General features: G+C 41.4%; 12 protein-coding genes. 8 read left to right on the top strand and 4 right to left on the bottom strand.

Annotated features, from left to right (window positions below):
- Positions 1-23 precede the first annotated feature (23 nt).
- From AB2N10_RS03355 to AB2N10_RS03345, 3 genes are read left to right on the top strand one after another with little or no spacing between them, the layout of a single operon-like run.
- On the top strand, positions 24-395 hold the full coding sequence (locus tag AB2N10_RS03355) for a hypothetical protein (RefSeq protein WP_354625145.1): 372 nt from the start codon (positions 24-26) through the stop codon (positions 393-395).
- Positions 356-988, top strand: a complete 633-nt coding sequence (locus AB2N10_RS03350) for a hypothetical protein (protein ID WP_369434315.1) — start codon at positions 356-358, stop codon at positions 986-988. Before AB2N10_RS03355 ends, AB2N10_RS03350 begins: the two co-directional genes overlap by 40 nt.
- Positions 985-1,137 (top strand): hypothetical protein, encoded by a 153-nt coding sequence (locus AB2N10_RS03345; protein WP_369434314.1) that lies wholly within the window; start codon positions 985-987, stop codon positions 1,135-1,137. The genes AB2N10_RS03350 and AB2N10_RS03345 overlap by 4 nt, the downstream gene beginning before the upstream one ends.
- A gap of 78 nt (positions 1,138-1,215) precedes the next feature.
- Here the strand turns inward: AB2N10_RS03345 and AB2N10_RS03340 are convergent, their stop codons facing one another.
- The 3 genes from AB2N10_RS03340 to AB2N10_RS03330 are packed head-to-tail and all read right to left on the bottom strand — an operon-like array spanning position 1,216 to position 4,154.
- Positions 1,216-2,259, bottom strand: coding sequence for an NADP-dependent oxidoreductase (locus AB2N10_RS03340; protein WP_354625143.1), 1,044 nt, complete (start codon positions 2,257-2,259; stop codon positions 1,216-1,218).
- A 29-nt stretch (positions 2,260-2,288) separates the two neighbouring features.
- Positions 2,289-3,446, bottom strand: a complete 1,158-nt coding sequence (locus AB2N10_RS03335; protein WP_354625142.1) for an iron-containing alcohol dehydrogenase — start codon at positions 3,444-3,446, stop codon at positions 2,289-2,291.
- Between the two features lie 21 nt (positions 3,447-3,467).
- Positions 3,468-4,154 (bottom strand): type 1 glutamine amidotransferase domain-containing protein, encoded by a 687-nt coding sequence (locus AB2N10_RS03330; RefSeq protein ID WP_354625141.1) that lies wholly within the window; start codon positions 4,152-4,154, stop codon positions 3,468-3,470.
- A gap of 127 nt (positions 4,155-4,281) precedes the next feature.
- On the opposite strand from AB2N10_RS03330, the gene AB2N10_RS03325 reads away from it, so the two are divergent.
- A complete protein-coding gene (locus AB2N10_RS03325; RefSeq protein WP_354625313.1) occupies positions 4,282-5,184 on the top strand; it encodes a LysR family transcriptional regulator in 903 nt (300 codons plus the stop codon).
- 7 nt (positions 5,185-5,191) lie between these two features.
- Here the strand turns inward: AB2N10_RS03325 and AB2N10_RS03320 are convergent, their stop codons facing one another.
- Positions 5,192-7,600, bottom strand: a complete 2,409-nt coding sequence (locus AB2N10_RS03320) for a DNA polymerase II (protein WP_369434313.1) — start codon at positions 7,598-7,600, stop codon at positions 5,192-5,194.
- 198 nt (positions 7,601-7,798) lie between these two features.
- Here AB2N10_RS03320 and AB2N10_RS03315 point away from each other — a divergent pair, with 198 nt between their 5' ends.
- The 4 genes from AB2N10_RS03315 to AB2N10_RS03300 are packed head-to-tail and all read left to right on the top strand — an operon-like array spanning position 7,799 to position 12,848.
- The gene (locus AB2N10_RS03315; protein WP_369434312.1) at positions 7,799-9,949 is read left to right on the top strand and encodes an FUSC family protein; all 2,151 of its coding nucleotides are present in this window, start codon (positions 7,799-7,801) and stop codon (positions 9,947-9,949) included.
- Positions 9,949-10,161 (top strand): DUF1656 domain-containing protein, encoded by a 213-nt coding sequence (locus AB2N10_RS03310; protein WP_354625136.1) that lies wholly within the window; start codon positions 9,949-9,951, stop codon positions 10,159-10,161. The genes AB2N10_RS03315 and AB2N10_RS03310 overlap by 1 nt, the downstream gene beginning before the upstream one ends.
- A 3-nt stretch (positions 10,162-10,164) precedes the next feature.
- A complete protein-coding gene (locus AB2N10_RS03305; RefSeq protein WP_369434311.1) occupies positions 10,165-11,268 on the top strand; it encodes an HlyD family secretion protein in 1,104 nt (367 codons plus the stop codon).
- Positions 11,269-11,297: 29 nt separating this feature from the next.
- Positions 11,298-12,848, top strand: a complete 1,551-nt coding sequence (locus AB2N10_RS03300) for an efflux transporter outer membrane subunit (RefSeq protein ID WP_369434310.1) — start codon at positions 11,298-11,300, stop codon at positions 12,846-12,848.
- Positions 12,849-12,879: the final 31 nt, after the last annotated feature.

Raw genomic sequence — 12,879 nt, 5'->3', positions numbered from 1 at the left:
GAAAAATATAAAAGGAATTTTCAATGAACATCTCTCAATTAAGCATGGTTTCAGCCATTGGATTGATTAGCCTAGGTTTATCCCCTCAACTAATGGCTTTAGAAAATGCTACAAACTTTGCTATTGACGCAAGCCTATGGCATGCCAATTCAATCAGCGAGCCCTCTCCTTTGAGCTATCGTGATGATTTTTCACTACAATTAGCACAAGTCGAGACGAAAACTAACAATAGCGCACAATCCTCAAAGAAGGCATTAACACCCAACGAAAAGCAGCAAGCGTTAAATGGTGGCTATACGCAGGCTCAAATCAATGAAATGATTAACAACCCGCTGGGTGAGTTATGCTGTTGTATATGCAAAATGATACGACTTGGTACGATGGCGATTATTTAGATTTTCTCGGGGAAGATAAAAAGGTCTATAACACCACCACTATTGAACCTGTTATGCCCTTCCAGCTAACCGAGAATATAAAATATATCTTCCGCCCTGTTATTCCGATTCACAGCTGGGAAACGCCACAGTTAAGACAAGGGGCAACGCAATACCCCGGTGGCGAATTACCCGTTTCGGTTGATTTTGAAAGAAAAACTGAGATGGGCGATATCGTTTTATGGAATGCCTTAGGCAGCAATGATATGGTCAAGCCACCTAATATCATGGGTTTCGGTATTACTGCAATGCTCGATACAGCAACGAACAAAGCCTTTGGAACAGGGAAAAACAGTGTTGGCCCGATGGCTGTTTTGCTACATGTTGGCGCACCTAAAGAGTATATGTATGGCGCAGTCGTACAGCACTGGTGGAGTATTTCAGGCGTTCAAGATCGTGACGATGTGAATATGACAAATATCCAATATATCGCATTTTACCGTTATAATGATTCAACCAATTTTGGGTTTGGCAGTCCGAATATTACAGCGAACGGGAAGCGGATAATGGTGATGTCTGGACGATTCCAGTTGGATTTGGTTTTAATACCATGACAAAAATTGGCCCAATGCCGGTGCGCATAGGAATTGAAGCCTATAAATATATTGAGAAACCAGATAATTTTGGTGCTGAATATGGTTTACGTTTTTATTTCAGTCCCGTTGTACCCAGTCCTGATTTTAGTAAACATGCTCTTTTTTAAATAAAACGCCAAATGACTACTTTGGCGTTATAAGCCAGGGTGTTACAACACCCCGAATTGCATGGCAATATATCGGCATTAATTTAAATCATCGGGGCCAACGCGCACAATTAATTTACCAAAGTTCTCACCTTGTAGTAATCCCATAAATGCAGTCGGTGCATTTTCTAAACCATCGACTAATTGCTCTTTATATTTAATCTTACCGGCACTTAACCAAGCTACCATTGCCTCACTAAACTCGTTATAGCGGTGCCCATAATCATCAAATACGATAAAACCTTGCATCTTGATACGTTTCACCAACAACGTCCCCATTAGCATGGATAACCTATCCAGCCCCGTTGGCAACTCAGTGGCGTTATACTGTGAAATTAAGCCACATAGCGGTATGCGTGCTTTACTATTTAACAGAGGTAGTACGGCATCAAAAACCTTACCGCCGACATTTTCAAAATAGACATCAATACCGTCACAACAAGCTTCTGCCAATTGTTCTGCTAAATTAGCCGATTTATGATCCAAGCAATAATCAAAACCAAGTGCTTGCACTGCATAGTCACACTTTTCTTTTCCACCAGCAATACCCACCACTTTACAGCCATTAAGTTTAGCTATTTGCCCCACTAAGCTGCCCACGGCACCCGTTGCCGCAGCAACCACCACCGTTTCTCCCGCTTTAGGCTGACCAATATCCAACAGCCCCATATAAGCCGTTAATCCTGGCATACCTAAAATGCCTAACGCATATGAGTGATGGGTTAAACTGGCATCTAACTTAAGCAGATTCACACCATCGCTAACGCTATAATCTTGCCATCCAGAAAAAGAGACAACCCAATCCCCAACGGCAAAATCACTATTTAACGATTGCTCAACGCGACATACTGTGCCACCAACCATCGCCGCACCAATTTCAACAGGCGGCGCGTAGGATTTGGCATCACTCATACGTCCGCGCATATAGGGATCTAGTGATAAATAGACCGTACGCAGTAATACTTTCCCCGTTGATATCTGTGGTTTTTCACTTTCAACGAATTTAAAATTATCAGACTTTGGCGCGCCAACAGGGCGCGATGATAATAATATTTGTCGATTAAAATCTTTCGTTTGTGCCATCATTATTTCCATCTATATATTCAGTAAGATTACAAAGCTTGCTCTAATATTTTGCGGCTCTCTGCAATAGTGATCTCTTGTTTTTCACCTAATGCCGTCATGCCATGCGCTTCAAGATTCGCAATGAGCAGATCAATATCTGCTTTTCCTAAATCGACTTCAGATAATCGAACGGGCACGCCCATCTCATGGAAGAAATTTTCCGTCAATGTGATCGCTTGTGCGATTTGTTCATCGTCACTGCCACTGTTGGTATGCCATACACGTTGTGCATATTGAAGTAATTTGTCGTGTTTAGCAGCTTGACGCACTTTCATCACCGCGGGTAAAACGATTGACAAGGTACGCGCATGGTCAATTTCATAGGCACCGGTTAATTCATGTCCTATCATATGTGTTGACCAATCTTGCGGTACACCCGATCCAATTAACCCATTCAGCGCCATCGTTGCTGACCACATAATATTGGCTCGTACTTCAAGGTCGTTTTTCGTTTCTGCTTTAAGCGCTTTCGGCCCTTCCTCAATTAAGGTTTGCAATAACCCTTCTGAAAAACGATCTTGAACTTTCCCATTAACGCTATAGGTAAGGTATTGCTCCATGGTATGAACAAAGGCATCCACTACACCATTGCTAATCTGACGATCCGATAATGATAATGTGACCGCAGGATCTAACACCGCAAATTGAGGGCGAACCAACGGGTTCATAAAGGGTAACTTAGTGCCACCTCGAGTCACAACCGAACCAATATTGGTTTCTGAACCCGTCGCTGGTAGGGTTAATACCACACCAATTGGTAGCGCTTTGCTTATTGGTGCTTGCTTGGCAACGATATCCCAAGGATCATCACCTTCATAAAACGCCGCCGCAGCGATAAATTTACTGCCATCAACAACGGATCCACCACCAACCGCTAATAAATAATCGATACCATGTTCTTTGATAATCGCCTGTGCTTTCATTAACGTATCGTATTTGGGATTTGGCTCAATACCAGAAAACTCAAACCAAGTATGATCTTTTAATGCCGTCACCACTTGTTCATAAACGCCATTGCTTTTTATCGAGCCGCCGCCATAGACGACGAGTACTTTGGCATCCTCTGGAATTTCTTTGCTTATTGCGCTAATTTGTCCTTCACCGAAATGAATACGGGTTTGATTTTCGAAACTAAAATTGAACATACTGTGCCCTCTCTTTAATAATTACGCGTTAATTTGTTTAATTAATTTTTCAGCAACAAGCTCAGAACTAGCGGGATTCTGTCCCGTAATAAGTTGCCCATCCTGTACTGCAAAGGGAGACCAATCCGCTCCTTTTTGATAGTCTGCTCCGCGTTTAATTAATTCATCCTGCAATAAAAATGGCACAATATCGGATAATTGCACGGCATCTTCTTCACTATTACTAAAACCGCTAATGATTTTATCTTTTACAACATATTGCCCGGCATTATCTTTAATATTTAACAATGCAGCAGTCGCATGACAGACTGCCCCTACGGGTTTATTGGCATTAAGAAAAGCTTCTATTAGGGTAATAGAATCACTGTTATCGGTTAAATCCCATAAAGGCCCGTGACCACCAGGGTAAAAAACCGCATCGTAATCAGCTTGATCAATATCAGCAAGTTGCTTAGTCTCTTTTAATTGCAATTGTGCAGCACTATCTGTGGCAAATCGTTTGGTCGACTCGGTTTGAAAATCAGCTAACTCACTTTTCGGATCAATCGGTGGCTGTCCACCAACGGGAGAGGCCAGCGTCACTTCAACGCCTGCGTCTTTAAATAGATAATAAGGCGCGGCAAACTCTTCGACCCAAAATCCCGTTTTTTCACCCGTGTTGCCGAGTTTATCGTGGGATGTTAAAACCATTAATATTTTCTTGCTCATAAATTAACTCCTTTTGATGACCTTACTTTATTTGACGTAGATCAGTATATGCCGCGAATATTGTTTGGACAATGCGCAGTTATTTAACTACATTGTTTCAATAAATTTGACAATAAAAGAATTAATGATGGATATCTCCTTTGAACAGCTAAAAAGCATGGTCGTCTTCGCGCAGGTCGTTGAGCAAGGTAGTCTCAGTGCCGCTGCCAAACATATCGGTTTATCACGCGCGGTCGTGAGCTATCATATAAAAAAATTAGAAACCCATTTAGGCATTAAGCTGCTCAATCGCTCGACTCGTTCAATCACCTTAACCGAAGCAGGCACACAATATTTTCAACGTTGCCGAGTCATCGCAGAGCAAGCTTCTGCCGCCAATCAGCAAATTGAAAATTTAAAAAACGAACCAGAAGGTCTGATAAAAATGACCTGCCCGGTAAATATCGGGCTGCAAACCATTGTGCCAGCGCTCAACTCATTTCGGCAACTTTATCCAAAAGTAGAGTTAGATGTGGTGCTTACCGATGAGGTGGTTAATATTATTAAGGAAGGGATTGACCTTGCTATTCGTGGCGCCCCCTTAGCGGATTCGGGATTACAAGCGAGTAAATTATCAACGCTCACAACTTGCCTATGTGGCTCTCCAGACTATTTTAAAAAGCATGGCTATCCAACGACCCCTGCTCAATTAACTGAACATCAGTGGGTTATCTATAAACTCACCTCCAATACATTAGAGCTTAGCAAAGGTAATCGCTCCTTTAGCATCAAGGTCAAGGGAGGGATCAGCACCAACAATGCTTCAGCTCGCACCGCCTTTGTTGAGGGAGGACATGGCTTAGGTCGGATTCCCACCTACGATGCAAAGCCAAAAATTGCAGCGGGCACGCTAGAGTCGGTTCTCGATGATTACAAACTCTCTGATATTAATGTCTACGGGGTATTCCCTCCGGGTGGCGCGGACTCAAAAAAATTACGTTTATTAATCGATTATTTAAAAGCCTATTTTGTGAAATACAATACGCTCTAATTTATTGTTAAAACAGTGATAGCTGATCGGAAACGATTTGTTCAAAATCCTTACCCAGTAAGGGCAATACCGCTTCGGCAATCGGTTTCAACTGCTTATCAATATAGTGCTGATAATCGATAGCTGAAGCTAAGTACTCCTGAGGCTCGGGGCCATTAATGGTGAACAAATAAGCGATCCGACCGCGCTGCTGATAACGTAAGGGCTTCCCTAATGCGCCATTATGTTGATCCGCTAAACGTGCTGCCCGCACTTGCGGCGGGACATTCTTAATATAGTCCGCCAAAGGACGGCGTAAACGCTTGTGATAGATAAGCTGTTGGTCAAGTTGACCTCGGTTAAGTTGATTAATGGTCTCGATGATCAAATCATCAATAGGCTCATCGGCAAACACTTTGGCGTATAACGCTTGCTGAAAGTTTTGTGCTAACTCGGTCCAATCGGAACGCACCGTTTCTAGCCCTTTGAACAACATTTTTTCACCCGTTGCGGTTTGCTTTAAACCAACATAGCGTTTTTTAGATCCCGTTGTCGACCCTCTCAGGGTGGGCATAAAAAATTTTCTAAAGCAGGTTTCAAACTCAATTTCTAAATAGCTGTGTAATTGGTACTCTTTCTCTAATTTATGCTGCCAGTAATGATTAATGATCTTCTCTAACGTCTGCCCCCGCAGTGCTGCTTGTTCACTATTTTTGCACGCCTTTAACCACACAAAGGTTGAATCCGTATCACCATAAATGACTTGTTCACCTTGCGCTTCGATAACTTGCTTGGTCTCCTTCATGATTTGATGTCCACGCAGGGTAATGGAACTCGCTAAACGGGTATCATGAAAACGACAACCAGCCGAGCCAAGCACACCATAGAGACTGTTCATGATAATTTTAATCGCATGCTGAAATGGTTGGTTGTTCTCTCTCTTAGCCTGCTCTCTGGCGGCACTTAATTTATCCAAAATGCCGGGAAGATGATGGGCACTGCGGCTAAATCGCGCTTCTCTAAAACCGGGGATGGAGAGGGAAGGATCTTCACGTAACCCTTCAATCATCCCCATCGGATCGATTTTAAAGGTACGCATAATTGATGGATAAAGGGATTTAAAATCTAACACTAACACCCAAGAATAGAAGCCCGGATCTGATTCCATTACAAAACCACCGGGAGAGTGCTGCGCCTCAATATCACCTATGTTGGGGGCAATATAACCGCTACGATGTAATAACGGCAGATACAAATTGGTAAAAGCCGCCACCGATGCGCCACGTCTATCTAATGCAAGGCCCGTAAGGCAAGCGCGTTGTATGGCATATTCAATCAATTGCGCCTTTGCAAAAATACGTTCAACCAATAAGCAATCCTGTTGATTATAACGTGCCAGCGCAATCGGATCTTGCTCAAAAAGACGTTGGATTTCCAGCCCTTTATCCTCATTGCTAGCTAGCAATTTGCTTTCGCCCAGCAGCGATTCACTAACAAATTGCAAACTGAAGCTATCAAAGTGCCAACTGGCATTTTTTAACTGATCAATACCATCTAATACGACCCGACCATTGATAATCAATGAGCCTTGGTTTGGATTATCTTGATGCGTTAACCAACGTAATGGCGATTGATCACGGCCGAGACAAAGTGGCATCTTGTGCAATGCAGCACGCTTCACCAATAACTGCATATCAAAATCAACGACATTCCAACCAATAATAAGATCCGGATCATGGTCAATGAACCATTGTTGTAACGCCTCTAATAGTGCTCGCTCATCTTTCACCCATTGAATGTTGATATCTTCAGTTTGCGCTTGTTGGCCGACCATTAAGACCCGTGAATAGGGCGAGCTATTTATCGATGCACTGCTGCTATTCGCATAGGTTAACGCAATCGAATACAACGTTTGCCGTGGACTACATTCAATATCTAAGGAGACAAATTTTAGTTGAGGTGAAGCCGTCCCCGCACTTAATTTAGGAGCAATGCTTGTCCAATAACGTCCATTCCACTCTATATCCCCCTGCACTTTTACTGTGCCATAGATAAAGCGCTCCATGAGATAGCGATCTGCTATTTTTATATCTCCTTCAAAATGCGCAATACCGGCACTATCTAAAATACTTTGTAATGCTCGGAATTGTTTATTATTCAATGTATAAATTGCAGTAACAGGTTGCTGATTGAAAGATTTAATGGATAATGAGCGAATTTGTTGCGGGGTTAGCTTGCTGCTTTGCCATAATGAAATAGCACGCGCTAAATCATCCTGTAAAATCAGAAATACATAACGTTGCGCAGGAATAACTACACGACACGGACCTAAGCCAGTGGCAAGCCATAGAACCAGCTCAACCCCCTGTGCCGTTTCATTTTGCTGTCGAGATAGAATTAAACCTTCAATAGTGTTGCGTAAAAGAATATGACTCAATAGTGGCGACCATTTGTTGATTGAAAATAGTGAATGGGACTCATAATAGAGTTGAATTAAACATATAACCTAAATTTCACACAGAGCAAATAAATTACAATACAGGATAAGCAATTAAATTTACAATGCAGGAAGAGATAACGCCATGCCAATTACCCTATATAGCCAATGAATAATCAAATAAGTAGTCGCACCACTATGACTAGATTAACAATATCAAGTCACACCAAAGAAGCGATTAAAGTCGGCATGGCCTTTGTCATTGCCTATGGTATCGCACTTGGCTCTGGCTGGTTAAATCCCTACTGGTCAGCTCTCGCAGTCGCTATGGTTTCCTTGTCTCCGCCGGGATTATCCTTAAAAAAAGGGATGTTACGGGCTGCGGGCACCATACCTGGCTGCCTAGCCGCTATTGCCATTGTCGCCTTAGCGCCGCAGGAAAGATGGTTATTTTTAGGATTTTGTAGCGTTTTTATTTTCTTTACAAGCTACATGATGGTAATCGATGAGGATAAACCCTATTTCTGGAATGTTATGGGGTTTACTTGTTTAGCCGTTGCGATCACAGCAATACCAGGGGATGTCAATGATTTCTTTCAACATGCTATTGCACGCACCATTGAAACAATACTCGGGGTCGCTGTCTATAGCCTGATTGGCATATTTATTTGGCCACAAAAAAATACCGGAGCAATTAAACAAGCCTATCTTAAACTTATCCATAGCCAAAAATTAATGATCGCCAATTGCCAACAAATAATAGAGGGTTCGCCATCAAGCTTATCGCAGGTTGAATTTGGTAACCAACAAATCACACTGTTAACTAACTTTAGCAATGCAACACAAATAGAAAGTTCTGAAAATATTAGAATATTTAGCAATCGCCACCTCTTGAAAGGGATGGTCGCTATTTTTACTGTACAGACGGAGTGTTTACAAAAATGGCATGCAAGCTTATCGATGCTTTCACATCTCGACCTAAATGCAGTCATACCTAGATTAAATGAACATCTTAGCCAACGAATACAACTATTTAATGAAATAGAGGAGATCGTATCTAATAAGAAATGTCATATCGAACTAAGCGAAATCCCTTTAGTGGCAGATCCTGCCATCTTAAAAACACTCTCTCACTATGATAGAGCGGCTATCTCGTTAACCCTTAAAGAGCTAAAAGAGATCGATAAAAATCTAAAATACACGATTAATTATTTACAAGGATTAATGGGGCTTTTAGCGGCTAATACAGTTGAAATATATCCAACTCCTTCTTTATGGCAAAAAACAATAAAACCAACTTGGATATCGATCTGCAAGGCTTTTTTTCCGCCTCTAGTATTGATTATTGGCTTTATCATTTGGATATACATCGATACGCCCGGACACTATGCTTTATTTGAGTTAGCGGCAATACTTGCCATGAGTGTGAGCTTAAATCAACAAATCAATCTAGCTGAAATATTAAAAAACTTTGTCCTTCTTATTCCCATATGCATCTGTATTTATATATTTATCTTGCCTGAAATCACCCTTTTTGCTGAACTGGCGCTGGTCTTTTTTATTATAGTTTCCTACGCTTCCTACTTTTTTACAGGCACTGGAAAATTGGTTTCGCTGATGAGCATTAATAATATCATCGTAATTTCCAACCAACAAAACTATGACGTAGCAGCAATCTTCAATAAAGGCCTGTTCATGGTTATGGCTGTTTCTTTAGCCTATATAGTCTCTTATTTATTACAATATTCCTCTCCAGAGAAACATGTACAAAAACGCGTGCAATACTTTTTTAAAAAAGCACTGTGGTTATCTGCTAATTCACTCTTTTTTGCCAAAAAAAATAAATCATCTTTTTTTCTGTATCGATTATCGCGACATTTGAATGAAATAAAAGCATTGCCTCAGGATATCGGTACATGGACCCGAGCTATTGATTACAAAACCTTTAATAATACAACGCAACAACAGTCACATGATTTACTCCTTGCCTTGCAAACGTTATCCTATCGAATTGAACAATTACATCAATGTGATGGGATCTACTGTGATAATCTTGAGCTAAATAGACAGTTAAATAAATTTAAAAAATTTATTATGGAGCCTTTACAGTTATGGAGTCGCCCCCCGAATGCAGGAAATGAAGAGTTTATGAGGCAACGACTGGCCAATATGGAGTACCTCACAACACAAATAGTCAATAAAATAGCTAATATCATCAGTGAAGATGAAGCAGAATCAATCTTGCTATTGATTGCAAGTTATCGTGGAATATCAGAAGCAAGTATTAACTATTTACACGCAGCAAAGGCAATAGACTGGCAACAATGGCAACAAGAGAGGTTTGCATAATGCGTTTTATTCCCCATGAATTTGCCCTCGGTGGCGTCTATTTTCCGCCTCTGTTTATTGCTTGGATACTGGCCATCATAGTCTCTATGTTAACCGTCTATTTATTAAACAAGTATGATTTAGCCAAATACTTTTTCTATACCCCGATAGTGTTTATTGCATTTAACATTATTTATACTATTTTCTTTAGTCTTTTTGTCATTCCAGGATAACCTATGGCGACCTTCATTAAACAATATCGAAGTTACTTATTAACGGGAAGTGTGCTGCTCATTGCAGTATTAGCCTTTGCCTATAAATATTATGACTATATAAACCATCCATGGACGCGAGATGGGCAAGTGAGAGCAAAAGTGATTCAAATTGCACCGCGTGTTTCTGGCGAAATCATTACCTTGCCAATAAAAAACAATCAGTTTGTCAAGGCTGGCGAACTGCTTTTTGAGATAGATCCGCGTACCTTTGACAATGCCTTAGCACAAGCAACGGCACAACTTGACAGCGCAGTTAATAATTACAACTCTCTGATTGAGCAAATAAAATCAAGCGAAGCCCATGTTAACGTGTCACTTCATGCCATTACTCAGGCAAATGCGAATATTGATGCAAACCTTGCCACCATTGCAAAAAACAAAGCGGAATATCAACGCCAACAGGAGTTACTGCCACAAAAAGCAACGTCCTTAAAAGCGGTACAACTGGCTAAGGCTAATTACGAAATATCCATTGAACAAAAAAAATCAGCGGAAGCGAGTCTCAGTCAAGCTAACGCCACACTGCTTGCCGCAAAAGCGGATTTGGCACAAAACAGAGCGGCACTTGGCGCAATGGGGGAAGACAATGCTAAAATTCGAGCGGCCCGCGCAGCTGTAGAGCAAGCTAAACTTAACTTACAGTTTACCAAGGTGATCGCGCCCGTTGATGGTTATGTTACCAATTTAAATTTGCGAATCAGTTCTCAGGTGGTGGCCAACCAACCCATTATTGCCTTTGTTGATGTGAATAGTTATTGGATAAGTGGCTTCTTTAAGGAAAACTCCGTCGGAAATATGTGCCCAGGTAATCGTGCAGTTATCACCTTAATGAGCTATCCAGACACTCCGATCGAAGGGGTCGTCACTGATTTAGGTTGGGGGATTGCCCAGCAAACGGGAAGCACTGGATTTGAACTACTTCCCACTATCAATCCGACCTTTGAATGGATTCGACTTGCACAGCGTATCCCTGTTAATATCAAATTACTCGATATTCCTGAAAATGTCGCACTACGTGTCGGCTCAACAGCATCTGTACTGGTTTTTTCCGAACCATGTTCATAGCAATTAATGTCTACACATAAGAGAAAAGAATGGCCGCGTTACCAATAGATCAAGATGATCGTTTAGACCATATGAAAAAAAATAGAGTGATAACACCCTTACTCTGTTTAGTACTTAGTGGCTGTACAACACTGGGTCCTAATTATATCGCTCCTAGCGATAATGACCTCATCCCAGAGCAGACAAAATTTACAGAGCAGCAACAAGAAATGGCGATAGTAGATAAACATGCTGCTATTGAAAACCAACAACCGAGTATTGAATGGTGGAAAAATGCATTCCACAATGAGCAAATTAATGGTCTTGTAGAAGCCGCATTAAAACAAAACCTCAACATTCGCTCGGCGGCGCTACGTGTTTTACAATCACAGCAACAATTGGCGATTGCCACTGCGAATCAATATCCACAACAACAATCCATCACTGCGGGTGTATCAAGGCAAGAAGCAAATGGCAGCGCATTCAACAACTATAATAGTGGCTTTAATTTGAGTTGGGAGGTTGACTTATGGGGCCGTTTTCAGCGTCAAATTGAATCATCTCAAGCGCAACTCGATGGCAATGTTGCCAATTATGATGGCGTAGTCATCTCGCTAATATCACAAGTCGTTAAAAATTACATTTTAATTCGCACCTATCAACGGCGCATTGATGTTTCACAGTTAAGTATCCAACTGCAAGAGGAAAACTACCGCATTGCCTTAGCAAAAGCGAATGCCGGCGATACCAGTGAGTTGGATGTCGATCAGGCATTAAGCTTACTCAACAACAGCAAAGCAAGTGTACCAAGTTTACAGATATCACTGCAGCAATCTAAAAATGCGTTAGCACTACTATTAGGAGAATCGCCGCAAGCACTGAATTATATACTGAACGAGCAACAAGCTATTCCCATTGCTTCACCATTCATCGCCTTGGGAATGCCACAGGATCTTATCCGCCGACGACCTGACATTCGCGTAGCAGAACGTTCGCTGGCCGCTCAAAGTGCACAAATAGGCTTTGCGGCCAGTGAATTATATCCACACTTTTCGATAGGCGGCTCTATCGGAAACAGTGCCGATAGCATGGGTAATTTATTCAATAGTAATAGCAAAACATGGTCGATTTTCAGTGCCTTTGAATGGGATATATTCAATTATGGAAGATTACAGAGTAATGTTCGTTTACAGGATGCCTTATTCCAACAATTATTAATTGATTACAAAAACATCGTTTTATCCGCACAGGTTGAAGTTGAAAATAAAATAGTCGCCTACTTAAAAAATCAAGAACAAGTGACGTTATATGAAACATCGGCGGCAGCAGCAAAACGTGCTGCGGATATTGCCACCTTTCAATATCAAAATGGGGCGGTAAACTTTAATACAGTGATTAACACTTTAGTTTCCTATTCTCAACAAGAAGATTTATTAGCCTCTCACCAGGGAGCGATTGCAGCAAGTTTGGTCGATGTTTACCTTGCACTCGGCGGTGGGTGGCAAATAAGAGAGGATCGTGATCCGGTGGATTTATTACCGCAAGAGATAAAACAAGAGATGAAAGCAAGAACGGCTAATTGGGATGATCTGTTACAATAATTTGCCATAACGTAGCCACCTTCTTTGCGAA

The sequence above is a fragment of the Psychromonas sp. MME1 genome (assembly GCF_041080865.1).
Taxonomy (GTDB): Bacteria; Pseudomonadota; Gammaproteobacteria; order Enterobacterales; family Psychromonadaceae; genus Psychromonas.
Note: the sequence above shows the minus strand (reverse complement) of the source record. Positions and strands in the feature narration are given on the sequence as shown.